Raw genomic sequence first — 25,933 nt, 5'->3', positions numbered from 1 at the left:
CAGTTAAAATAAATTTAGGTGTAAAATTATCTTAAAATAATTATAATTTTAGGCCGAACCTTCACCTTATTTATGATCCTTTCTGATAAAAGAATTTTAGAAGAAATCGATAAAGGGAGCATTATCATTGAACCCTTTAAACGAGAATGCCTGGGAACAAACTCCTACGATGTGCATCTTGGGAAATACCTGGCAACTTACCGAAACCGTGTACTCGACGCCAAACAGCATAATGAAATTGATCATTTTGAAATACCGAAAGACGGTTTTGTTTTACAGCCTAATACCTTGTACCTGGGTGTAACAATGGAATATACGGAAACGCACAGCCATGTACCATTTCTGGAAGGAAAATCAAGTACCGGACGGTTGGGAATTGATATTCATGCTACTGCCGGAAAAGGCGATGTTGGTTTTTGCAACACCTGGACACTTGAAATTTCTGTAGCGCAACCCGTACGAATTTACGCCGGCATGCCTATAGGTCAGTTAATTTATTTTGAGGTGGCCGGCGAAATAGAAATTATGTATAACACTAAGGGGAACGCGAAATACAACAATAAAACTACGCGGCCGGTAGAAAGTATGATGTGGCGTAACACTTTTTAAGTACTTCATTTGTTAAGAATAATAGCCTCAATTTTAGTAAATTGAGGCTTAATTTTTTTCGTATGAAAACCCGCCTCCCATATTTTGCAGCTATTTGCTTTTTAGCTGTTTTTACTTTTGGGTTTATAAAGGATGAAGATCCTTTAAAGAATCTTCTCGGCAAGCTTACTCTTTTCACAGACCGGTATCCGCAGGAAAAAATACACCTTCATTTTGACAAGCCCTATTACTGTATAGGCGATACCATTTGGTTTAAAGCCTATCTTGCTAATGCTGAAAAAAATCAGCTATCAGCTCTTAGCAAAATACTATATGTAGAATTGATAAATGAAAGAGATTCAATAAAGAAATCATTGCTGCTACCTGTGGCATCGGGGCTTAGCTGGGGAGATATTCCTTTAACAGATTCATTAGATGAAGGAAATTACCGTATAAGAGCCTATACCAACTGGATGCGAAATTTCGGTGAAGAATTTTTCTTTGATAAAACTATAAAAATCGGTAATTCATTTTCCAATAATATTCTTACCAACGTAACCTACCATTTTTCAAAAGTTGGAAATACTGAAAAAGTGCGGGCAGAAATTAATTATACCGATTTAACCGGGAATCCTCTTGCCGGCAAAGAGGTTAATTACGAAGTACTTCTCCAGTTTAGAAATATCGCAAAAGGGAAAGGAGTAACAAATAAGCAGGGAAAGATTGTAATAGATTTTACGAATACCCAGCCCTTTCTTTTAAAGTCAGGAAAACTAAATACCTCGTTAAAACTTTCTGATAAACAATCTGTAAGCAAAAGCTTTGCAATTAAATCAACATCTGATAATGTAGATATTCAGTTTTTCCCGGAAGGCGGGCAACTGGTAAACAACATCCCATCTAAAGTAGGCTTTAAAGCTGTTGGAGCAGACGGGTTGGGAGTGGATATATCGGGTGAAATTATCGATGCAAACAATACTAAAATTACAGATTTTAACTCTGAACATGCAGGGATGGGAAGTTTTCGCCTTACACCCGCCGATGGAGCCACTTATTCTGCATCCATAAAACTTCCGGACGGGTCTGAAAAAAAGATTGCATTACCAAAAGCAGCAAAAGAAGGATATGTGTTATCAGTAAGCACCCAGGATCCCGACAATCTCTATATTAAGGTAACAACAAGTCCCTCATTACTTAACAAAGGAGAAATTGCTGTTGTTGGCCAAAGCAACGGTATTGTTCAATATGCTTCCAGAAGTAAGCTTGAAAAGACAGTTGTTGCAGCTACTTTACCTAAAAAACGCTTTAATACTGGAATTCTTCAGCTAACTCTTTTTTCACCTTCTTTCCAGCCCGTAGCAGAAAGACTGGTATTTATTCAAAATAATGACGAATTAAAACTCAAAGCAGTTAGTGATAAAGAGAGCTATACTCAAAAAGAGAAAGTTAAAATGGTAGTACAGGCAGAAGGCCCGGATGGGAAACCGGTTAGAGGAACTTTTTCTATAGCTGTTACCGATAATACCAAAGTACCTGTGGACGAAGATTCTGAAAACACTATTTTTTCTGATCTCTTGCTGACGTCTGACCTGAAAGGATATATTGAAAAACCCAATTATTACTTTACCGCCACAACTGCTGAAAAAGAAAAGCACCTGGATAATTTAATGCTTACGCAGGGCTGGCGCAGATTTTCGTGGAAAAATATCATGCAGGAATCTTTTCCGCCCCTGAGTTATTTTCCGCAGCAAAGTTTAGAAATAAGCGGAAGAGTGACAACAGCCAGAGACAAACCGGTAGTAGGCGGAAAAGTAAAAGTGCTTTCTACCAGCGGAGACCGTATAGCCCTTGATACGATAACCGATGCCGAAGGACGCTTTTCTTTCCCCAATCTTATGTTTACTGATAATACCAAGTTTGTTATAGAAGCACGCTCGGCACAAAACAAGAAGAATGTGTACATCGATATAAATCAAATTCCCGCACCCCTGGTTACCCGAAATAAAAACACTCCTGATATAGAAATAAATGTAAATCAAAGCATATTGCCATATCTTAAAAACAACAAGGCCTATTACGATAATCTCAGACAAAAGGTATTTTCAGGAAAGAGTATTGTGCTGCAGGAGGTAAAAGTAATAGATAAAAAACCCAAGGTGCCGCATTCAAGCAACCTCAACGGTGCAGGTAATGCTGATCAGATAGTAACAGCCGATAATCTTAAAAACTGTATTTCCCTTGTAAATTGCCTGGAAGGCCGATTATTAGGAGTATACTTCAGAAACGGCATTCCATATTCTACACGGGGTTTCCGCCCTATGCGTGTAATGCTGGATGGAGTTTTTACCTCCCCTGATTATTTAAGTATATTACATCCTAATGATGTAGAAAGCATTGAAGTTTTAAGGAATGCAAATTTTTTAGCTACCTATGGCTTGCAGGGAGGAAACGGAATAATTATAGTTAACACCAAACACGGCGAACGAAACATGAATCCAAATTCATATGCAAGGGGAGTTGCCAGCATTTCTCCCCAGGGATATTTTATCAGCAAAGAATTTTATTCTCCTGTTTATTCTGATCCAAAAGCGGATAATAAAAAGCCTGATCTGCGATCCACCATTTTCTGGACTCCTAATATCATAACCGACGAATCGGGAAAAGCGACAGTAGAGTTTTACACTTCCAGCGCCAGTGGCCGCTTCCGAACAGTAATTGAAGGATTAAACGTGGATGGCAAGCTTGGAAGACAGGTACATTATTTCGAGGTGAAATGACAAATAAAACTTTAGAATATCCTGATCTGAATTTTTAACCAGTAGCAACGCCTGTAAAAACAATCGGGTATTTTTATTTATTTTTGCAGGATGAATATTCGTTTTGCTGATACTGAGACTCAGGAGGAAACATTAACACTTGAAGAGGTCTTGGCCGGCTTAAAAACTAATAAACGGCTGATTTTGTGGAATGACGAAGTAAATACATTTGATCATGTTATTTATTGCCTGGTAAAATACCTGGACTATTCTGATCCTCAGGCAGAAAAAATTGCCTGGACCGTTCACACCCAGGGAAAGTGCGCCATACTGGAAGGATCGTACACCGAGCTTGAAGTGTACCGCAAAATACTCCAACAGGAAGGCCTTACTGTAAGTATTGACTAATCACTCTTCTATCGTTTTTACACTCATTTTTTTGTAATGAAATAGTTACGCCATTAAATTAAACGCTGGCAATATTAATGCGTCTACCCTGTTGAACTTATTTAACCCTATTGTAATGAAATCTTTAAACAGGTATTTTAAACCGGTACTTCTGCTATTTTCGATCACGGGAGTATTGATTCCCGGAATTTTAGTAGCGCAAGTTACCGATTCTGCCGCTTCAAAAACTGATATAACAAATGAAATCTCCGACACCTTAAACCATAATTCATTAAATGGTTCAAACACTTCTCCTGTAAAAGATTCTATTACAATTAAACCTGAATTAAACAATCCGCAAAGGACAAATGCTCCAACTGCTCCGGTTGTAAAAAATACCGGTAAAGCATCCCAGGGCACTGTCAGCGGAAAAGTTGTTGATGCATCAACAGCAAAGGGCATTGAGTTTGCCAGTGTAGCTTTAATAAACAATGCAACCAAAAAAACTGTAAAGGGTGCACAAACTGATTTGAATGGAAATTTCAATTTGGAGAATATTTCTGCCGGAAGCTACACCTTGCGTATAAGCTTTGTAGGATATAATCCATACACAAAAGCAATTAATACAACAACAGGCAAGAGCTTTGCCCTTGGAACCATTAAACTTTCAACCTCGGGAGCAAATGTGTTAAAGGCCGTGGTTGTAGAAGGAAAAAGGCCGGCAATTGAGCTTGGAATTGACAGAAAAATATTCAATGTTGAACAAAGCCTGGTAAGTGAGGGAGGTTCTGCTACAGATTTACTATCTAATATCCCTTCTGTATCTGTTGACCCTGATGGAAATGTGGGTTTGAGAGGTACCAATAATGTGCGTATTCTTATTGACGGAAAGCCTTCTGCTATGGCTGGCAGCAATATTGCGCAGGTATTACAATCTATCCCAGCCAGTTCAATTCAAAACATCGAGCTTATTACCAATCCTTCGTCAAAATACGATCCTGAGGGACAATCGGGGATAATAAATATTGTGCTGAAAAAGAATCAGAAAATCGGATTAAACGGCGCTGTTTCAGCTACCCTTGGGTCGCAGGATAATTACAATGCAAGTACCAATTTAAGTTATCGCAATAACAAATGGAATATCTTTGGAAGTTACAGTTTCCGAAACGGTAATCGGCTTGGAGGAGGTTTTAATAACACCCGTTATTTTACCCGCGACAGCAGCATAAACAACAATTCAGAAAGCCAGCGGAAAGATATCAGTAATACTGCAAAAGCGGGTGTAGAATTCTTTCCTAATGAAAATACAACAATCGGCTTATCCGGCAATATAAGCGTTAGGGATAACGACAGAAACGAAACATTAAACTATGAATATTTTAAGCTTATAAACCCTACGGGAGGAAGTTTAAGAACTTCTCAGCAGGATGAAACTGATAACGGGTACGATTTGAACCTGTATTACAATCAAAAACTAAAAAGGAAAGGTGAAGAACTTTCGGGAAATCTTTCTTTTGGGCAAAGCAAGGAGGATGGAATACAGAACTTAAACCAGAACTTTTTCTCGTATAATAATTTAAACCCCGACCCCAATAACGGCCGTATTAACGATACGTATGAAAAAGGAAAGAATATAAATATCCAGTTGGATTACACCCTTCCTGTAAACAAGAATGTGAAGTTTGAAACCGGATACAGGACGACCATACGCAATAATGACGAATCTCAGATTTCAGACACACTGGATGTACTTACGTCACAGTTTCATCGTGATCTGCGGCTTACAAATGATTTTCATTTAGAAGATATTGTACATGCTCTTTACCTGAATTATCAGCAGCAGATAACAAAAAACTTTGGTTTCCAGTTAGGTGCCCGTGCAGAGAAGGCTTATCTTAATACCGATTTTACAGGGGTTGACACTGCTTTTAATTCTTATACACAAACCGGCCGTTTAAATTATTTCAGAATTTATCCAAGTGTTTATTTAACACAAAAGTTAGGTGATAACCAGCTTCAATTAAGTTATTCAAGAAGAGTGAACCGTCCCCGTGGCTGGCAGGTTAATCCGTTTTTAGATATTTCTGATCCAAATAATTACCGTCAGGGAAACCCGAATCTTAAACCGGAAGATATTAATTCTTTCGAATTAAGCTACATGAAAAACTGGAAACGCAATACGCTTACCTCGTCTGTTTATTACCGGAATGTAAATGATGTTATTGAACCTCTGATTGATACTACTGCCGGAGTTGCTACACTTACCCGGTTTTACAATTTAAGCCGCAACCAGGCAACGGGTGTTGAATTTATTTACAGAAATGAATTATCAAACGCCGTTGATTTAACTGCCAACGTGAATTTGTATTACAATAAATTTTCAGGAAGCCCGGAAAATAATATAGCTTCAACCGACGGATTTAACTGGAATACAAACCTTACCTCGAACTTTAAATTTTCAAACACCTTTTCTGGCCAACTTCGCATGGATTACCGGGCTCCACAAGTAAGAGCACAGGGAAGAAGCAAGGAAATGTACGGAATGGATGCTGCTTTACGTAAAGACTTTTTAAACAGAAAAGCCAGTATTTCATTAAATGTGCGCAATCTTTTAAACAGCCGTAAATGGGGCGGAACAACAGAAACAAATTTCTTTATACAAGAATTTGAACGCCAATGGCAAAAAAGAATTTTCAACCTTACTTTTTCTTATCGTTTTGGTAAACAGGATTTTCAGCGAACCAAACGGAATAATAACCGGGAAGGAGAACAACAACAACCTGACCAGCCTGAGGAAGGAATGTTTTAATATCCGAAAACTCAATACTTTGTAAAAAATCAGCAGTTTATATTTCAGCATAGAGGTATAAACTGCTTTTATATATTAGAATTTCTACCTGTCCTCATTGAGGCTGAATTGTACATCTTACTAAAATTCTAAATTAGATTTAGTAGGAAAAATGTTAGAAATAACATCTTGGGAAGTTTCTTCCCTTAATCGGCAAACGCAGATTCAGCATTACTTCATGCGATCCTTTTTGCACCTGCGACAAAGCGGAAGTAGTAAAATCATAAGAATAACCTAACTGTAACTTAGGTGTAAGCTGGATTTGAGCTAAAAAATCCATAGAATCAAAAGATCGCCAGGAAGCACCCAGCCAAATTGTCTCTTTGATGAGCAAATTGGCATTCAAATCTATTTGCATGGGCGAACCATTCACATATTTAACCAGTACATTTGGCTTCAATTTAAAGTCCTCTCCTAAATTCATGAGATAACCACCTTGTAAAATATAGTGCGGACGATAAGCTGTACTGCTGTTATTAGAAAAGTCTCCCAGGTCTCGATAATAAAAATACGGAGAAGAAAACCCTGCGTAGAATTTATCCGAAAAAAGCATTACCCCGAAACCGAAGTTGCTTCTTAAATCATTCTCATCTTCAAAAACAGGATCTTCGGCAGAATTTGAACCTGAAACCTCACTATAAGCAGCAACGTATTTACTGATGCCGGCATCAAGACCTACCGCCAGATAAGTATCTTCGCTTATTTCTACCCGTTGGGCCAATGTTATAAACGCTGAATTTTCTTTGATCACTTCACCTATCTGATCCCGCATAACCATAAACCCGACAGAAGTATTTGATTCTTTAATAGGAGAATGGATAGACAGATTTTGTGTGTTAGGAGCACCTTTAAATCCCACCCATTGATGCCTCGTTAATGCGGTAACGCTAAAGGCTTCGTCAACAGCTGAATAAGCAGGGTTAATGGCTAAACCATTAAACATATACTGCGTAAACATTGCTTTTTGCTGAGCAAAAACAGACAAACTTATGAATTGCAGAACAACCAGGCTAATAAATAGCCTAACTGCAAAGTGCAGTTTCAGAAGTTGCGGTGCATTCCGTTTTGTCATCCCCATTTATACGGGATGAGGAAAAAAGGTTACACTATTTCTCAGTGTGAGAAATATTTTACACAAGACTTTGAATCAATGCCAGAAATTAATTTATAAACAAAAAAGGAGCAAAATGCTCCTTTTTTGTTTTCCTCTATTACGTTAATTAAAAAATATACTTAGTGCTTAAGAAATTAGAAGAATTATCACTGACGATTTCATTGATGAGCTGCTTATTGTTATCATTTAGTTTAGTTGCAACTAAAGAACGGATTGAAAATGAGCGCAAGGCATCAACCACAGAAAGCGTCCCCTCTGCACTGTCTTTTCGGCCGGTAAAAGGAAATACATCCGGTCCGCGCTGACACTGGCAATTTATATTAACTCTGCTTACCTGATTAACAAGCGGATCTATCAGTGAAGCGATTTCGTCAGCATCGTTACTGAATATGCTCACTTGCTGACCATGTGTAGATTCGATAAGATATTCGATAGGAGTTTCAAGATCATCGAAGGGAACCACCGGGATCAATGGCCCAAACTGCTCTTCCCTGTAAACTTTCATATTCTTATTAACAGGGTATAATATTGCCGGGTAAACAAATGATTCAAAACTGGTACCTCCACCCGGATTTATAACTTTTGCACCCTGACTGGCAGCATCCTCAATAAGCTCTTTGAGATAGGTGGGTTTATTAGGTTCGGGAAGAGGAGTTAAAGAAACACCTTTTTCCCATGGCATTCCGAATTTTAATTTCCCAACAGCTTCTGATAATTGTTCAAGGAACTGATCTACTTTTGAGCTATGAACAAATATAATTTTCAACGCCGTGCATCTTTGTCCATTAAATGATAAAGAGCCTAAAACCGTTTCATCGACAGCCAGCTTCAAATCGGCATGTTCTGTTACTATGGCTGCATTTTTTGCGTCCAATCCTAATATAGCCCGCAAGCGGTTCACTTTCGGATGCAACTTTTTAAGTTCATCAGCCACTTTACTTGAACCAATTAACGTAAGCACATTGATCTTACCTGATTTCATTAAAGCAGGAACAATAGTTTGGCCACGGCCATAAATAGTATTGACAACACCTTTAGGAAAGCTTTCTTTAAAAGCGTTTAATAAAGGGTAATGCAATAATGTACCATGTTTAGGTGGCTTAAAAAGCAAGGTATTGCCCATTATCAGAGCCGGAATCAGCGTAGTAAAGGTTTCGTTTAACGGATAATTAAACGGCCCCATACATAAAACCACACCCAAAGGTGAGCGGCGAATTTGCGCTACGATCCCCTGTTCAATCTCAAAACGGGAAGACTGCCTGTCAATATCTTTTAATGCATCTATTGTTGCATAAATATATTCAACAGTACGATCAAATTCCTTTACTGAATCAGCATAAGATTTGCCAATTTCCCACATAATCAGCTTGACGACAATTTCTTTTTGTTCAAGCATTTTATGGGTAAACTGTTCAACACATTTAATCCTGTCCTGAACACTCATAGTAGGCCATTGCCCCCGACCATTGTCATAGGCTGATACCGCGGCATCCAGTGCTTCCATAGCTTCTGCTTCGGTGCATACCGGATAAGTTCCTATTAATTTACGTTGGTAGCCTTCGGCTGTTTTGATACAAACGGGGGAATAAACCGAATGGACATTGCCGTTCCATTGCTTCATTTCGCCGTTGGTTAAATACTCACGCTGGTTTATCTCCTTTTCCAGCTTATATTCCGCAGGAATCTGGCTTTCCTCTATGAATATAGAGCTTATTTGATCTTCAATACTATTCATCTTAACGATTTAAGTTGGATAATTTATAGGTATCCGTACCCGCTAAGTTTAAAAGAATATAGCAAACGACCAAAAAGAATAGAAATAAGATGGCTAATCTTATTTCTATTCGGCTCTTTTATGTTATAATAAATTTTTCTTTACGTACTCGCAGCTTTGGCGAATACTTTCGAAAGGTTCTTTATTTTTAATCTGATCCTGCTCTACAAATACATGCTTTACACCAGCAACATCTGCTTTTGCAAAAATTTCTTTGAAATTGATTACTCCCGAGCCTACCTCAGTAAACATTTTAGGTTCATCTTTTTCCATATCTTTTACATGCCACATTACAAATCTGCCCGGATGTTTTTCAAACATCTTCACCGGATCTTTACCTGCCTTTACAGCCCAGAAAAGATCCAGTTCAAACTTTAGCAAAGAAGGATCTGTCTCCTTTAGCAAAATATCGTATCCTGTGACACCATCATGTTCCTGGAATTCAAAATCATGATTATGATAAGTAAGCTGCAGGCCCGATTTTTTTGCAAGCTCTCCAGCCCTATTTAACTTTTCTGCCAGTTTTTTATATACATCCTGTCCGCCGCGTTGTGAAGCATCTAAATAAGGTACTGTTAAATATTTCTGGCCGATCCCCTTAGCAGCCTCAATATTATTTTTTAACTCATCTTCTTTTCCTTCATTAATTAATTGATTAAAGGAATAATGGCCGCTTGGACTTACTAAGTTATTATCCTTCATCAATTTCTTAAATGCTGCCGGATCCAAACCCCAGAATCCGTTCTCTTTTGAATATCCAAAAGTTTCTACTTCGCCAAAACCTATCTGGGCAACTTTGGCAATTGTTCCTTTAACATCTTTTGCAAGTTCGCTTCTTAAGGTGTACAGCTGAAGGCCAACCTTTTTTGGAAGTGATTTGCCGAATGAAAAATCTGGTTTAATAAGCAAGCCTGCGGCTAATAACCCTGCCTGCTGCAAAAAAACACGTCTGCTTGACATTTTAATTTAAGTTTAGTTAATTAATTATTTTAGTTAGAATAACAATCTTACAAAGGGTTTAACAGATCAGGAAATAACCTTTTGTTGTAGTTCTGCTTTTTTATCCCTGAACAGGATTATAAATAAAACCAGAACAATACCTGCAAAACCTGCCGGTATCCACCAGAAGTTATACCACTGATTTAACGTAAGAGATTGAGCTGACCCTAAAAAGCTGTTATATACTTCCCCGGCAATTTGTGCACCTACCAGCATTCCAACTCCGTAAGTTACCAGTATTATCAATCCCTGCGCTTGCCCGCGTATTTCAGGACTTGCTTTTGTATCAACATATATCTGCCCGGTTACAAAGAAGAAATCATAGCAAATGCCATGTAAGGCAATTCCTGTTAAAATCATCCAGCTAACAACATCTGGTGCTCCTAAAGAAAACAGACTGTAGCGAATTACCCAGGCAATCATTCCGAGTGCTAGCATCCATTTGATACCCAGTCGAACAAAGAAAAAGGGCATTAATACCATAAACAGAACCTCCGACATCTGACCAATAGTTTGCGTTGCCGCGATATTTTTAAAACCTGCCCCTTCCAAATAAATCTGGGTAAAATTATAATAGGCTGCCAGTGGAATACAAATTAGAAATGAGCACAACAGAAAAATATAAAACGGATATCCTTTTAACTGTTTAAATGCATCTACACCTATAATACTTTTAAAAGAAACTTTTTTTCCTGCTGCTGGTGGCGGAGTATGAGGCAATGTAAAACTATAAAGACCTAATAATAAACTTGCTGCAGCAGTTAAATATAAAGGCATAGCTGTTTGTTCAGGTCTTAAATTACCTGATACGAAACTACTTAACACAAAACTAATTACAAGACCAGCTACAATCCAGCCTATTGTACCAAATACACGTATCAGCGGAAACTCCTTTTCCTGGTTATCCATATTATGAAAAGCTAATGTATTAGCCAGGCTCATAGTAGGCATATAGCATATATTATACCCTAGCAGAAGCAAAACAAAAAGAATCGGATTTCCGGAGGCAAAAGGAGTTAAAAACATAAAAACCGCACCCAGAATATGCAATACACCCAACACTCTTTCAGTAGCAAAATACCTGTCAGCTATGAGCCCGACAAAAAAGGGCGCAATAATTGCCGCAATAGGATTAACCGTAAATGGCCAGTGCGTTAAACTTTCCATGCCATTTGAAGACATATAAACTGCAATAGTGGTATACCACGCTCCCCAGATAAAAAACTGCAGGAACATCATTGCGGATAATTTAATACGAATTATAGAGTTCATATTCCTAATGCTAAATCAATTTAAAAAGAAAAAGCAATTGTTAGTATTAACAATTGCTTTTTAAATGATTGCTTACCTGTTCAACAATTGCATTTCAGGCCAAATCAGTTTAAGCTACAGAAGCCTGCATCTTCTTCTTACGATTTCTCATAAAAATGAATAAACCACCAAAAGCCACTATAAGAATAATAGGTATGGTTAAAGTAGCTTGAAGAATTTCTGGTCCGGCTAAACTCTTTGCCTGATTTAAAGCTGTTCCCAACGGTGAATCGGGGGCAGCAGCAAGATGCTCTTCCAGGCTTGCTCCGTCCGGCAAATGTTTAACCAGCAGTTCGTCGTAGAAACGGCCCATAAAAAAGGTATAAACCGATACGGCAAACATACCTGCTCCGCCCATCAAATTTAAGCCTAAAGCACCTGACTTCGGAATATTCTCTGCGACAAAGCCGATCATTGTAGGCCAGAAGTAGCAAACTCCCATACCAAAAATTATAGCTGCAAGGAATATCGTATTTCCGGTAACGGTACTTAAAAGATAAATACCTATAGAGGCAAGCGTAGCAGATATAAGAAGTACCCCCGAAGGACTTAAACGATGAACAACAGGTTCAGCAAATCCTCGTCCTATTACCATTACTCCTGTAGTCAGGGTTAAAATTAACAAGGCATTACTTGTAACATTTCGCAATAGCACGTCAATCCATTGTCCGGTAAACAGCTCGGTAATAGCAGTACCGAACATACATATAAACATGAAGATAAATAAAGGAGAAACTACTGCTTTATACATATCAGCTGTAGAATATCCCGATGCTACACGCTCTGTTACAGGGAAATCAAGTTTAGAGAACAGGTACCCGTAAAACAAGGTAGGAATAATCATCATTCCAACCTGAACTTTCCATCCCAGACCGATATTATTGAAAAGCAGAACCAGTAAAGTACCAATCACAATTCCACCCGGAAACCATAAGTGAAAATGGTTCAGTTTTGTAGTCTTATTATCAGTATACAACGATGCAACCAACGGGTTACAAGCTGCTTCAACAGTACCGTTTGCGATACCGATTAATAATGTTGAAAGGAATAAAGTCCAGTATCCCTGAGCAAAGATTGTTAAAAGTATTCCTGCAAGATGAAAGAAAAACGCAAGAACCAGTAAGCGTTTCATACCGATTATATCTACTATAAATCCACCCACAACGATAGCAAGCGGGAAGCCCCAGAAAGCGGTGGCGGTAATAGAACCTAATTCGGAAGCAGTAAGCTGAAAATCAATTCCAAGCTTATTAAGAATCCCTGCACGTATACCAAACGAGAGAGAAGTAACCAAGAGGGCCATACAACTAGCCCAAAAAAGCTTATTTTTTTGGATGGATTGTTGCATCATGTTAATTTGTGGTTTATAAGGTTTAGTTTATTAGAATAAATATAAAATTTATAATCGTTTAATCATTATATTTTTGTACCAAACTTCATTCCCGTGATCCTGTAAAGCGATCTTACCGGAAGTAAAAGTTCCGAAACCGGGCATTTTAGCAAACTTACTTCCGGCAATCATTTTCTTCCAGTTATCGTCCCACATAGTAGTAGAAACTACTTTTGTTCCGTTGAGAAAAAAATCCAATTTGCCATTGTTGCTTACAATTTCAGCATGGTTCCATTCTCCCGCAGGTTTAACTGTTTCTTTACTGGAGGCTATCAGGTCGTATAAATCTCCTGCACGATGCTTGTGTATTTTCGCGTCAGGGTGTCCTTCGTTATCCAATACCTGCATTTCCATTCCTGAATTGTAAGTATTAGGAAATTTGGCAGGATCCTCCTTTACAAAAAAAATAATTCCACTATTTCCACCCGGAGCTATTTTCCAGTCCAGCTTAAGATGGTAGTTGCTGAATTCTTCATTGGTAACAATATCGCCCCCGCCATGTGATCCTTCCTTGTCGGAAACTGTCAGATGCAATGTGCCATCATCTACCTTCCAGCTGTCACTAACCGAATTTTTTCCGTAAGTATGCCAGCCCTTGGTAGTTTTACCATCAAATAAAGCAACCCAGCCCTTTTGAGGAGCCGGGTTATGTTTTGCTGCAGTAGCTGAATCCTGTTGATCATTTTTACCAATTAAAGAAGCCGCTACGATCAAAGCAGATAAAAAGTAAGAAACCATATCGCTTATTTTACAGATAGAACATATTTAACCATTTCGGTTACATCGCCTTCGCTTAAAGAAGGGTGCGGAGACATCGGAACATCGCCCCATACGCCGGCACCACCTTTAATCACCTTCTCTACCAGGTGTTTGATATTTGCGTCGGTAGCTTCGTATTTTTTAGCTACATCCGCATAAGCAGGGCCAACTAATTTTTCGTGTTCTTTATGGCAGCTCAGGCAGTCAGACTTTGCAATAAGTTCTTTTCCTTTTGATACATCTCCAGTCGAAGAAGAAGATTCCGCAGGTGCTGTAGCAGGAGTTTCAGTACCAATATTATTGACACTTGTATCAACTTCAGGATTTCTTGATTCTGCAGTTTGCTCTGACCCTGCTGCGCTATCTGCATCAGCAGTACTTGAATCTGAATTGCTGTTATTTCCACACGCAGCGATTACTGCTGATAAAGCTAAAACTATAAGTGTTTTTTTCATTGTTGTTTTGTAATTATTGTTTTATACCTAAAATTGTTTTATTGAACGATTCATCTATCCCTGAAGCCGCAAAGTCATCAAAAGCCTTTTCTGTTACTCTGATTATATTTTCTTTGATAAACTGAGCACCTTCACGTGCACCATCTTCCGGATGTTTAAGCGCACACTCCCATTCCATCACGGCCCACCCTGGAAAGTCGTAAGCTGTAAGTTTACTGAATACAGCTTTAAAATCAACCTGCCCGTCGCCTAATGAACGGAATCGTCCTGCCCTGTCAACCCAGTTCTGGTACCCCCCGTACACACCTTGTTTTCCGGTTGGATTAAACTCTGCATCTTTAACATGAAACATTTTAATACGCTCATGGTAATAGTCGATGTAAGTCAGATAATCTAAACTTTGCAAAACAAAATGTGAAGGATCATATAATAAACAAGCACGGGCATGATTGTTTACTTTTTCTAAAAACATTTCATAGGAAATTCCGTCATGAAGGTCTTCGCCGGGATGAATCTCATAGCAAAGATCTACTCCAAACTGATCGAATTCATTCAGGATGGGAAGCCAGCGTTTTGCAAGTTCTGTAAAACCGCTTTCAACTAATCCGGCAGGGCGTTGAGGCCAGGGATATACCATGTGCCACATCAGCGCACCGCTAAAAGTTGCATGCGCATTCAGCCCCAGGTTGTTTGAAGCTTTTGCTGCATACCTTAATTGCTGAACCGCCCATTCAGTACGTGCTTTGGGATTATTTTTTACTGAATCAGGCGCAAAAGCGTCAAATAACTGGTCGTAAGCAGGATTAACTGCTACCAATTGTCCCTGAAGGTGTGTCGATAGCTCTGTTATCTGTAACCCACAGCTATTTATAAGTCCTTTGATCTCGTCGGCATAGGTTTTACTTTCTGCCGCTTTTTGCAAATCGAAATATTTCGTATCCCAGGTAGGGATCTGTACTCCCTCGAATCCTAAACTTTTAGCCCATTCACAGATAGACTGAAGACTGTTAAACGGAGCGTTATCACCATAAAATTGGGCCAGGAAAATACCAGGCCCCTTAATTGTTTTCATAGTTCTTTTTAATTAAACCTCAAAAGTAGTCCACTTCTCAGTACTCTGACTGCTTTTAACTACGTTTTCAATGAATGCCATTCCGCGAACACCTTCTTCTACAGACGGAAAATCGGCTGCCTCTTTCGGAGGTTCTGTACCGTCTATACGGGCTGAAAGTGTCAAAGCAAAATTGCGGTACAAATTACCGAAAGCTTCTAAATAACCTTCGGGGTGACCGCCCGGAGTACGGCAATTATGTCTTGCATAGCTTGATAAATGTGCGTATCCTGAACCAGCACGAAGGATTTGAGCAGGTTGATCAAACCATTTTACCAGCAAGGTATTCGGCTCGTGCTGCGCCCATTCCAATCCGCCGTTCTCGCCATACACCCGAATTTTCAGTGCATTTTCTTCACCGGCTGCCACCTGTGAAGCAACCAATACTCCATTTGCTCCATTATCGAAATGTAACAGTACGTTTCCATCATCATCCAATGCCCGGCCTTCTACTACAATATTTAGATCAGCGCAAAGTTTAGTGATATTAGAACCAGTTACATATTCAGCAAGATTTGCAGCATGGGTACCTATATCGCCCATTGCGCCGCTTTTACCAGAACGCTTCGGATCGGTTCTCCAGGCTGCCTGTGCATTTCCTTCCCTTTCAGAAAGACGGCTTAACCATCCCTGTGGATATTCAACAATTACTTTACGAACTTTACCCAGTTTACCGGCAGCTATAAGCTGTTTAGCCTCTTTTACCATAGGATAACCGGTGTAAGTATGGGTTAGTAAAAGTAATAATCCGGTTTCTTCTACTTTCTGTTTTAACTGTTTTGCTTCTTCTAATGAAAGAGTAATTGGTTTTTCTATTACCACATGAAAGCCTTTTTCCAGGGCAAGCATTGCAGGAGCAAAATGGGCAAAATTCGGAGTTACGATTGTAACGAAATCCATTCGCTGATCTGCAGGAAGCTGGCTTTCCTTCTCAATCATTTCTTCAAAGTTCTGGTAAACCCTTTCTTCTGGTAAGAAAAGCATTTTACCACTTTCCTTTGCAATTTCGGGATTGATACTTAAAGCGCCGCAAACTAATTCAACAAGGCCATCCATATTGGCGGCAATGCGATGTATAGCGCCGATGAAGGCATCTTTGCCTCCACCGATCATTCCCATTCGTAATTTTCGGTTCATTGAAATAATATAGGTTAAAGATTGATAAAATATTAAAGTGCCCAGGCTCTGTCACCCTTTTTATAGGGAATACAGCCGTCGTATTTTCCCGGAACAGGTACATAACGCAAGGCTTTGGTTGCTCCTACTTCAGAAGTAAAATAGCCCAGCAGCGTTAATTCTTTCATCATCCGGAAATAATGGTTAGGATCCTCTTCCTTTTTATCTTTCATATATTGCTTCTGCTCATTATCCAGGTCTGTAAGATAAGCTGTACGTTGTTTCGGATCCAATTCCATAAATTTCTTGCTGTACTTCTTCTGGCTTCCTTCATCCAGTTTAGAAACACCTTCCATAAAGACTTTCTGATCTTCAGGAGTATAGCAATCGCGAACCATTACACCCATAAACTCTCCTACCTTGGCTGCTTTAGCACCCGGAGTGGATGTTTCGGGAAGAATAGTTTCAGCAACCTCATTTAAGAAAGATACGTGGTCTGCTTCAAACAGCTGGCTCACGTCGGCTGATTTCTTCGTGTTACAGGCGAGTTCCACGAATAGTTCGGCGCCCAAAACTGTTCCTCCAAGTAACCACGCTACTGTTGATACCGCTTCTCTTCGATTCATTTTATTATTTTATTTTATTGATTGTTATTTCTTTAATTACGCTCCCAGTTTCCAGCCTTTGCGATATTCACGTTTTACAAACTGATTTACCGCATCGAGGTTGGTCACTTTCATATTTTCGTTATCCCATAAAAGTTTTACGTAACGGCCAGGATAATTAAAGCCGTTTCCTGATGATCTTGGCACACGGATGTCATATCCGCGAATAGCTAAATTAGCCATAAGCAAGGTTTCTGTAAGCGGACCGGCAACTTCAAAAGGCGAACTCACCTCTTTTTTACCGTAACCGGCTATTGCTGCTTCTACCCATTGTGCGTAGTGTCCGTCTGCGCCTCCCGGAACGCGTTCAAACTCCTGCTTAACTTTGGTTTCTTTGGTTTTTGAAGTTGGTAACAACTGTGGATTCTCGCTATAAGTTCCACACATCATTTTACCTTTTGTTCCGATTATTAAAACGCCATTTCCCCCGTCACCAAAAGTTTCATTAGCGCCGAGTTCTTCCGGCCTTTCTGGCTGAATACCTCCATCCATCCAATGCAGCGTGATATCGCCCTTTGTTTTGGCTGTTTTAGGAAAAGTAAGAATTGCATGGCTTGACGGCGGACAGCTTTCAGGAAAATATCCTCTCTTAAACTCATCTACATAAACACTGCCCACGCTTGCCTGAACATCTTTAGGAGAAGTTAGGCCCAATACCCTAAAAGGTACTTCAACAAGATGGCAACCCATATCGCCCAAGGCACCGGTTCCGTAATCCCACCAGCCCCGCCAGTTAAATGGTACAAGTTTATCTACATATTCTTTGTAAGGAGCTGTTCCCAGCCAAAGGTCCCAATTTAACTCTTTAGGTATTTCGGATGATTGAGCCGGCCATGGAATTCCCTGAGGCCAAACGGGACGGTCTGTCCAGCAATACACAGTATGCACATCGCCGATAAGGCCGGCATCAAACCATTCGGTCATCAGGCGGGTACCTTCATTCGAAGCTCCCTGATTTCCCATCTGCGTTACTACTTTATGTTTTTTTGCAGCGTTTGTCAGCACTCTTGCTTCATAGATATCATGAGTAAGCGGCTTTTGAACATAAACGTGTTTGCCCCGCTCCATAGCAGCTAATGCAACGATTGCATGATTATGATCTGGTGTTGAAACAGATACTGCATCGAAGTGCTTGGATTCTTTATCAAACATTTCCCGCCAGTCTTTATAATATTTGGCTTTAGGAAATCTTTTTATTGAACTAGCGGCCCTCCGGTCGTCAACATCGCAAAGGAAGGCAATATCCGCTTTTCCGCTTTTATAGAAATTAGCGATATCACTTTCACCTTTCCCACCTACGCCCACTCCGGCTACAATTAAACGGTCGCTTGGGGCAATAAAGCCCTTGCCTCCGAGCACGTGCCGCGGAACGATCATAAAACCGGCTGCAGCAACGGCAGCTGATTTTATAAAATCTCTGCGTGAGGTTTGGAGCGTTGTTTTCGATTTTTGCTGATCTGACATCTTTTTTAATTTAAGTTTATCAATAGATTAGATATTCATTTTTTTAAGCTCTTTAACTGCATGATCTACCGCCCGGGCAGTTAAGGCCATATAAGTAAGAGAAGGATTCTGATTAGCCGCAGAGGTCATACAAGCTCCGTCTGTTACATACACGTTTAAAGCGTCCCATACCTGGTTGTTTCCGTTTAGCACAGAGGTTTTAGGATCTCTTCCCATACGAGCTAATCCCATTTCATGAATACCTCTTCCCATTGTACCATCACCTTCGTAACCCTGTACGTCTTTTACTCCTGCAGCTTCCAGCATTTCAATAGCATCATTTTTCATATCAAGCCGCATTTTACGCTCGTTATCTTTCCACTCTGCATCGATCGCTACTACATTTAATCCCCACTTATCCTTCTTATTTTTATCGATAGTTACTTTATTTTCATGATACGGAAGTATTTCGCCAAAGCCTCCTATACCCATTCTCCATGGACCTGGTTCTGACAACGCATCTTTAAAATCGCCACCTATACTCATTTCAGCTATATCTCTCGACCAGCCTTCCCTGCTTGCTCCACCCTGGTATCCAAATCCACGCAAGTAATCTCTTTTCTCCCCGTTGTAATTACGATAACGCGGTATATAAATACCATTGGCTCTCCGTCCGTAATAATATTTGTCCTCATACCCTTCTACCAAACCGGAAGCACCAACACCTAAGTGATGATCCATCAGGTTGTGGCCAAGCTCTCCGCTGCTGCTTCCCAAACCTTCAGGCCAGATATCGGTAGCAGAATTCATCAATATCCACGCGGTATTAATGGTTGACGCGTTTACAAAAATAATTTTAGCCTTATACTCATAAGTCTGATTTGTTTGAGCATCCAGCACTTCCACTCCTGTTGCTTTCTTAGTGTCTTTATCGTACAATATTTTAGTAACAATAGACCAGGGGCGGAGTGTAAGGTTACCTGTTTTCATTGCAGCCGGCAAAGTAGAAGACTGTGTACTGAAATAGGCTCCAAAAGGACATCCCAGCCAGCATTTATTACGATACTGACAATTAGTTCTTCCTGGTAAAGGTTCTGTTATATTTGCTGTACGGCCAATTATCACGTGACGGTTTCCTTTATAATGCTGCTTAAGCCTTGCCGCTACATCCTTCTCCACGCAATTCATTTCCATAGGAGGCATAAACTCTCCATCGGGTAGATAAGGTATATTGTCTTTCGATCCGCTAATGCCGGCAAAACGTTCTGCATAACTGTACCAGGGAGCAATATCTTTATACCGAATGGGCCAGTCTACCGCTATGCCATCCTTGGCATTGGCTTCAAAATCAAAATCACTCCAGCGGTAACTCTGACGTCCCCACATCAACGAACGGCCTCCTACATGGTAGCCACGAAACCAGTCAAATCGTTTTATTTCTGTATATGGACTATCTTTATCACTTGCCCAATAATCGAGGTTTGTTTCGTTCAAGGGATAATCCCGCTTTAAAACAGGATAATCTTTTATCATCTGTTGCGTTCTTCCGCCACGGTGAGGGAACTCCCAGGGGCCTTTATTCGCATTTACATAATCCTTTACGTGTTCAATGTTTCTGCCTCTTTCAAGCATAAGGGTTTTTAGTCCCTTTTCGGTCAATTCTTTTGCAGCCCATCCTCCAGATATCCCTGAACCAATGACGATTGCATCGTAAACATTATTAGCCATATTAAATCTTTATACTATTTAGGTTAATCGGTACGCTAAAATTAGTTATTCCTTGCTTTAAACAAAGCCTCTTTTTAATTACACAGAGGTTATTTACTATTTGTAAACGGATTTTTACAGTGGGGCAATATACAAGGCTTAAGTAAAAATACCAATGCTAATTTACATTTAATTAACACTATTAAACAAATCTGCTTACTGATATTATGAGAGATATAAAGATTTACAGATGCGGAGGAGGAACAAAATGAACATAGGAAAATTGAAATACTTATTATCCTTTATTCTATAAGGATATCATTCTCTGATAAACAATACTTCTCTTTCAGTTCCTGGATCATTTTCTTTATCCGGTCGTTGTGGTCAACAGTATTACGAACTGTTAGTTGTTGTATGAGCTGGCTGTTATTTCTGTCTTTAAAAATATAGGTTGTATAAATATTTTGTTCCATACCAAGCACAACAAGCAAGTGTCAAAACTGTTTTTTACCTGCAAAAGGTTGTTATTAATACGATTTGCCTGTTGCATCTTTAAAGAAACTATCCAGCGGGTTCGTGTATAAGACCTTGTTTCCGAACTTCAGCCTGCATTCTCGCCGTCAGGTCTCTTTTCATACTGTGAGTTATACCGTACCATGTCAGTGTGATATCTTTTAAAAAGCGTAATGAGTTCTCCCTCAAAAGATTTTACTATGTATTGAAGGCCTAAATCTTAAATCTTTTCCATAATAAAAGCAGATATAACACTATATGTATAATATAGAAAAACCAAATATAAACTCTATTTATCTAAGAGATGCAGATTAAGCTGGGGAATAAAAGTTAAAACAATAGCTAATTAAAGCTGTTAATTGCACACATCTTTTAACCTATGTTTAATTTTCATTCTAAAGCTACTACCGATAGAAGGTGCTTTACAGTATTTCTGGCAAAAGGCGTTGACTGGCAGGGCTATCTGGTATTTGATATCCACCAAAACGGGAAACATCTGGATTATATAGTTAAAAGCCTGAAAACAGGCAAATTCCACCTTACCTATAATACGGCACTATCTTCCGAAGCAATGGAAGTTATTTGTCAGTTTATAAATGATAAATTAGACAGAAAAAAATCACCCTCAATCAATATCTGAAACACACCGCTGCAGCTCGTTTTAAAAGCCTTAATTTTCTATATTTGATAAAATGAAAGCTGTTATTACCATTGAATATTGCCCTAAATGCGGCTGGATGTTACGAGCGGCGTATATGGCGCAGGAGCTTCTCACAACCTTTACAGACGATATTGAAGGAGTCCTGCTAAAACCGAGCGACACAAGCGGCACTTACACCATAACACTAAAAGGAGAGCTGATTTTTGACCGGAGAAAGGAAAATCGTTTTCCGGAGATCAAAGAGCTTAAACAATTAGTGAGAGACCGCGTGAATCCGGAGAAAACCCTGGGCCATTCAGATAAGAAGTAAAATCATTACTAAATGCCTTAATTTAAATACAAACGCTTTCTTTTTTATACACCCGCTGTGGAGTTTTTTCTACGATTGAAATCCCCATCTCCCCTATCTTCCCCAATTAAATATAAATATTTCATTAAAAAACGCTTTCTATAAATAATGGAATGCATATTTAAATAGAAAACTGATTCTGGCACTGCTATTGCAATAAACCAAATGCGGAAATTTGTTTTAATCATCAAGGCCTGTTGTTGCGGAACAACAGGCCTTATTTTTTACCCTCCAATCTTATAAATTTTAATAACGTATTTTATACAATTATTCTTTTGATAAGAATCTAAATATCTTTATTATTACCCTCCATTATAAATCACCAGTACTTTAATTTACTAACCAATAACCGTATGCAAAGAAATTATAGTTACTTAAAGGCGCACCTGCTTCCTGGTCTGGCCGCCCTCCTCATCTCATCATCCGTTAATTACTCCTGCAATTCAGGTAAACAGGAAACTACAGGTGCAGACAGCACAAAATTGGATTCAACACAACGATTACCTGAGAATGCATTGAAAGGGCTGGAAGTAGCTGAAGGACTTGAAGTACGTACTTTTGCGACTGAACCCATGCTTAAAAATCCCACGAATATCGATGTGGACGAAAAAGGACGTGTTTGGGTAACCGAAGCCTACAACTACAGGCCGGAAATCAATGGTAATCCAACAAACCCAAAGGGAGATCGCATAATAATTCTAGAAGATGCCAATGGCGATGGGAAGGCCGAAACAAGCAAGGTATTTTATCAGGGTCCGGAAATAAACGCTCCTTTGGGTGTGGCTGTTTTAGGAAAACGGGTTTTGATATCACAAAGTCCGTATGTATGGGCTTTTTATGATGATAACGGCGATGATAAAGCTGACCGTAAAGAAATAATCTTCCAGGGTATTAAAGGAGAGCAGCACGATCATGGCATGCACACGTTTACTTTCGGTCCTGACGGAAAATTATATTTTAATTTCGGTAACGCCGGAGAAACGCTAAGAGATAAAAATAATAAGGTTGTTCTAGATCAGGATGGAGATCCCATTGATCAGAAAAAGTACAGGCAGGGAATGGTTTTTCGTTGCGATCCGGACGGAACAAATGTAGAGTGCCTGGGACAAAATTTCCGTAATAATTATGAAGTTGCTGTAGACAGCTACGGAACAATGTGGCAGAGCGATAACGATGATGATGGGAACAGGGGGGTTAGGATTAACTACGTAATGGAGTACGGAAATTACGGCTATACCGATGAAATGACGGGTGCAGGATGGCAAGCTAACCGTACGAATATGGAAGATTCTATTCCATTGCAGCACTGGCATCTGAACGATCCCGGCGTAATTCCGAATCTTTTACAGACAGGAGCAGGATCGCCTACCGGGATGGTAATTTATGAAGGAAATTTACTTCCGAAAGAATTTCAGGGGCAGATGATACATACCGATGCAGGCCCCAATGTAGTGCGGTCATATCCGGTAGAAAAAAATGGTGCAGGTTACTCGGCTAAAATTGTAAACATATTAAAAGGAGAAAAGGATCAATGGTTCAGGCCTGCAGACGTATGTGTAGCTCCTGACGGCTCGCTGATTGTAGCCGACTGGTACGACCCGGGAGTTGGAGGGCATCAGGCAGGCGACCAACAGCGGGGACGGATCTACCGGGTAGCACCGGCAGACGCAGCATACAAAATGCCTCAGTATGATTATTCTAAACCTGCAGAAGCGGTAAAAGCACTGCAAAATCCCAATCTTGCTGTCCGCCATCATGCATGGAACGTTTTACAGCAAATGAATAAACAGGCCATTCCGGAGCTTGAAAAACTGTGGCAATCTTCTTCAAACCCACGAATGCGGGCAAGAGCTTTCTGGGCACTGGTTAAAATACCGGGAAATAATGCTGCAGCATACATTCAGCAAGCCGTAAAAGATGCTAACCCGGATCTCCGGATAACCGGTTTACGCGCTGCCAGAGAACTGAAATCGAATGTGATTGGTATTGTTCAGCAACTGATAAACGATAAAGATCCGCAGGTACGAAGAGAATGTGCCATCGCATTAAGGCATAACAACTCACCGGAAGCAGCAGAGCTGTGGGCAACCCTGGCAAACAAGCACGATGGCAAAGACCGCTGGTACCTGGAAGCACTGGGAATAGGAGCAGACAAGCAGTGGGACAAATTCTTTGCTGCCTATGCTAAAAAGAACAATAATGATTTTCAGAGCTCTGCACAAAAAGACATTGTATGGAGAGCCCGGACCGAACTTGCGGTTCCATATCTTGCACAATTAGCAGGTAATCAAACGGCAGATTTAAAATCGCGGCTGCGGTATTTCAGGGCTTTTGATTTCAATACCGGTCCTGCAAAATCAAAATACCTGCTTGCTATGCTGGAAAACAATGCCAGCAATAATGTTGAATTTAATAAGCTGGTCTTAAGACACCTTGATCCTAAAACAGTAGCAAGCTCACCCGCGGCTCAAAAGGCTATGAAAGCTACCCTTAAATCAATCCAGGGTTCACCGGAATACATTGAACTGGTTTCAAAATATGAAATAAAAACAGAGAAACCCGCTCTTTTAGAGCTGGCAATTTCAAAGCACGATGATAATGTGGGCCGTGATGCAGCGGGTTTATTATTAAAATTAGGAGGAGAGAATCTTGCACAAAGTATAATAAAAGGCAAAGACCTTGAAAGAAGCACCAATCTATTAAAAGCGATGGCTGGAGTAGGCAGCGAAGAATCTATTAACCTTCTTCAAAATGTCGCACTTTCAAATTCTTATCCTGTTTCGCTGCGAAATCTTTCTGCAGAGATGATCGGGAAAAGCTGGGCAGGTGAAGAAAGAGTTCTTACACTTTTAAAAAATAAAAAAGTTCCTGCCTCGCTTATTCCTCCGGTAGTTGCAGGAGTTTCGGGTGCATGGCGTAAATCTGTACGCGATGAAGCAGCAAGTTATCTTCCGAATTCTAAACAAGCTTCAGCAAATAGAAAAGCTCCGACGATGAAAGAACTGGCAGCATTAAAAGCAAATGCAGCAAACGGACAGGCGGTATTTAAAAAAGCGTGCTCTGTATGCCATCAGGTAGCGGGGCAAGGAAACGATTTTGGTCCCAAGCTGACTGAAATAGGCTCCAAACTACCGAAGGAAGGTTTGCTGGAAGCAATTGTCCACCCGTCTTCAGGAATCAGTTTCGGGTACGAAGGATGGCAGATAAATATGAAAGACGGGTCGGCTCAAACCGGAATTATTGCCAGCAAAACAGAAACAGACATTGACCTGAAATTTCCGGGTGGAGCAAAACAGCATTTAAAAACTGCCGATGTAAAATCCATGAAAGAACTGAAAGAATCGATGATGCCTGACGGACTTGATCAAACGATGAGCAAACAGGAATTAGCAGACTTGTTAGCCTATCTTTCATCTCTGAAAAAGAAATAAGACTAAAAACTATAAAAGCCGGCAAGCCGGCTTTTATAGTTTTATTAATCAATTTAACTAAATCTAAGTAATTCTATCCAAACTGTATTATTCAATCCTCAATCTCTATATTGGTAACATGCTTTGATTGTAAGACAAACGATTTTGATATTTTTTCCTTTCCAGCGCTTATTGTAAATTCATATTTTCCAGGCTCTAAAGCTGAAACATCAAACGATTGAATAATTGGCTTTTCCAAATACACATTGTTCTTATAAATCACATTACCTTTTGAATCTTCAAGGGAAATCCATACCCGCATATTCTGTTTCTCAACCACCAGACGTACTTTGCTTTGTCCTTCAGCAAACAATTTAGATTCAATTGCAGATTTTTTTGATTTGCCTAAATCGGGTGTGGCAAATGATGATGTACTTACTATAAGTCCAAGCATCAGAATGATTATTTTTTTCATGAGTTTAAAATTTCAAACTCCAATACCATTCAGATGCCAAAGTTAACTATCAGTAAAACAGAGATTTATAAAACAAATTTTAAAAATAACTATCCGAATTCG

21 protein-coding genes are annotated in these 25,933 nt (G+C 39.7%); 7 read left to right on the top strand and 14 right to left on the bottom strand.

Annotation, left to right across the window (positions count from 1 at the left end; all coding sequences use genetic code 11):
- Window positions 1-72 precede the first annotated feature (72 nt).
- The 4 genes from dcd (at window position 73) to ACLCDL_RS03355 (ending at window position 6,540) form a co-directional block, all read left to right on the top strand.
- Window positions 73-609, top strand: a complete 537-nt coding sequence (gene dcd / locus ACLCDL_RS03370; RefSeq protein ID WP_423146749.1) for a dCTP deaminase — start codon at window positions 73-75, stop codon at window positions 607-609.
- A gap of 62 nt (window positions 610-671) precedes the next feature.
- Complete coding sequence (locus ACLCDL_RS03365; protein WP_423146747.1) at window positions 672-3,365, top strand: alpha-2-macroglobulin family protein; 2,694 nt, start codon at window positions 672-674, stop codon at window positions 3,363-3,365.
- A gap of 90 nt (window positions 3,366-3,455) precedes the next feature.
- Window positions 3,456-3,752: an ATP-dependent Clp protease adaptor ClpS gene (locus ACLCDL_RS03360; protein ID WP_423146745.1), complete on the top strand. Its 297-nt coding sequence runs from the start codon at window positions 3,456-3,458 to the stop codon at window positions 3,750-3,752.
- A gap of 115 nt (window positions 3,753-3,867) precedes the next feature.
- Window positions 3,868-6,540 carry a TonB-dependent receptor gene (locus ACLCDL_RS03355; RefSeq protein ID WP_423146743.1) on the top strand — a complete coding sequence of 891 codons (2,673 nt, stop codon included), beginning with the start codon at window positions 3,868-3,870 and terminating at the stop codon, window positions 6,538-6,540.
- A gap of 154 nt (window positions 6,541-6,694) precedes the next feature.
- Here ACLCDL_RS03355 and ACLCDL_RS03350 read toward each other — a convergent pair whose 3' ends face one another.
- From ACLCDL_RS03350 to ACLCDL_RS03290, 13 genes are all read right to left on the bottom strand, one after another.
- Window positions 6,695-7,651 (bottom strand): PorP/SprF family type IX secretion system membrane protein, encoded by a 957-nt coding sequence (locus ACLCDL_RS03350; protein WP_423146741.1) that lies wholly within the window; start codon window positions 7,649-7,651, stop codon window positions 6,695-6,697.
- A gap of 148 nt (window positions 7,652-7,799) precedes the next feature.
- A complete protein-coding gene (locus ACLCDL_RS03345) occupies window positions 7,800-9,428 on the bottom strand; it encodes an NADP-dependent glyceraldehyde-3-phosphate dehydrogenase (protein ID WP_423146739.1) in 1,629 nt (542 codons plus the stop codon).
- A gap of 123 nt (window positions 9,429-9,551) precedes the next feature.
- On the bottom strand, window positions 9,552-10,427 hold the full coding sequence (locus ACLCDL_RS03340) for a sugar phosphate isomerase/epimerase family protein (RefSeq protein WP_423146737.1): 876 nt from the start codon (window positions 10,425-10,427) through the stop codon (window positions 9,552-9,554).
- A gap of 66 nt (window positions 10,428-10,493) precedes the next feature.
- Window positions 10,494-11,738: a nucleoside permease gene (locus ACLCDL_RS03335; RefSeq protein ID WP_423146735.1), complete on the bottom strand. Its 1,245-nt coding sequence runs from the start codon at window positions 11,736-11,738 to the stop codon at window positions 10,494-10,496.
- 109 nt (window positions 11,739-11,847) lie between these two features.
- Window positions 11,848-13,080: an MFS transporter gene (locus tag ACLCDL_RS03330; protein WP_423146733.1), complete on the bottom strand. Its 1,233-nt coding sequence runs from the start codon at window positions 13,078-13,080 to the stop codon at window positions 11,848-11,850.
- Window positions 13,081-13,176: 96 nt separating this feature from the next.
- Complete coding sequence (locus ACLCDL_RS03325; protein ID WP_423146731.1) at window positions 13,177-13,905, bottom strand: 3-keto-disaccharide hydrolase; 729 nt, start codon at window positions 13,903-13,905, stop codon at window positions 13,177-13,179.
- Between the two features lie 5 nt (window positions 13,906-13,910).
- A complete protein-coding gene (locus ACLCDL_RS03320; protein ID WP_423146729.1) occupies window positions 13,911-14,381 on the bottom strand; it encodes a c-type cytochrome in 471 nt (156 codons plus the stop codon).
- Window positions 14,382-14,394: 13 nt separating this feature from the next.
- Complete coding sequence (locus ACLCDL_RS03315) at window positions 14,395-15,453, bottom strand: sugar phosphate isomerase/epimerase family protein (protein WP_423146727.1); 1,059 nt, start codon at window positions 15,451-15,453, stop codon at window positions 14,395-14,397.
- Between the two features lie 12 nt (window positions 15,454-15,465).
- Entirely contained in the window at window positions 15,466-16,629 is a 1,164-nt protein-coding gene (locus tag ACLCDL_RS03310) for a Gfo/Idh/MocA family protein (RefSeq protein WP_423146725.1), read from the bottom strand.
- A gap of 32 nt (window positions 16,630-16,661) precedes the next feature.
- Window positions 16,662-17,234 (bottom strand): gluconate 2-dehydrogenase subunit 3 family protein, encoded by a 573-nt coding sequence (locus ACLCDL_RS03305; RefSeq protein ID WP_423146723.1) that lies wholly within the window; start codon window positions 17,232-17,234, stop codon window positions 16,662-16,664.
- Window positions 17,235-17,270: 36 nt separating this feature from the next.
- On the bottom strand, window positions 17,271-18,737 hold the full coding sequence (locus ACLCDL_RS03300) for a Gfo/Idh/MocA family protein (RefSeq protein WP_423146721.1): 1,467 nt from the start codon (window positions 18,735-18,737) through the stop codon (window positions 17,271-17,273).
- A gap of 27 nt (window positions 18,738-18,764) precedes the next feature.
- A complete protein-coding gene (locus tag ACLCDL_RS03295) occupies window positions 18,765-20,444 on the bottom strand; it encodes a GMC oxidoreductase (RefSeq protein ID WP_423146719.1) in 1,680 nt (559 codons plus the stop codon).
- Between the two features lie 281 nt (window positions 20,445-20,725).
- Window positions 20,726-20,896, bottom strand: a complete 171-nt coding sequence (locus ACLCDL_RS03290; protein WP_423146717.1) for a hypothetical protein — start codon at window positions 20,894-20,896, stop codon at window positions 20,726-20,728.
- 419 nt (window positions 20,897-21,315) lie between these two features.
- Here ACLCDL_RS03290 and ACLCDL_RS03285 point away from each other — a divergent pair, with 419 nt between their 5' ends.
- The 3 genes from ACLCDL_RS03285 (at window position 21,316) to ACLCDL_RS03275 (ending at window position 25,377) form a co-directional block, all read left to right on the top strand.
- Window positions 21,316-21,576, top strand: a complete 261-nt coding sequence (locus tag ACLCDL_RS03285; protein ID WP_423146716.1) for a hypothetical protein — start codon at window positions 21,316-21,318, stop codon at window positions 21,574-21,576.
- Window positions 21,577-21,628: 52 nt separating this feature from the next.
- Complete coding sequence (locus tag ACLCDL_RS03280) at window positions 21,629-21,907, top strand: Rdx family protein (RefSeq protein ID WP_423146714.1); 279 nt, start codon at window positions 21,629-21,631, stop codon at window positions 21,905-21,907.
- A gap of 392 nt (window positions 21,908-22,299) precedes the next feature.
- Entirely contained in the window at window positions 22,300-25,377 is a 3,078-nt protein-coding gene (locus tag ACLCDL_RS03275; protein WP_423146712.1) for a PVC-type heme-binding CxxCH protein, read from the top strand.
- Window positions 25,378-25,468: 91 nt separating this feature from the next.
- Here ACLCDL_RS03275 and ACLCDL_RS03270 read toward each other — a convergent pair whose 3' ends face one another.
- Window positions 25,469-25,831: a hypothetical protein gene (locus tag ACLCDL_RS03270; RefSeq protein ID WP_423146710.1), complete on the bottom strand. Its 363-nt coding sequence runs from the start codon at window positions 25,829-25,831 to the stop codon at window positions 25,469-25,471.
- Window positions 25,832-25,933: the final 102 nt, after the last annotated feature.

The organism is Rubrilithobacter danxiaensis (assembly GCF_047272945.1).
Taxonomy (GTDB): Bacteria; Bacteroidota; Bacteroidia; order Sphingobacteriales; family Sphingobacteriaceae; genus Rubrolithibacter; species Rubrolithibacter danxiaensis.
The sequence above is the reverse complement of the archived record's forward strand: the minus strand, read 5'-3'. Positions and strand labels throughout refer to the sequence as shown.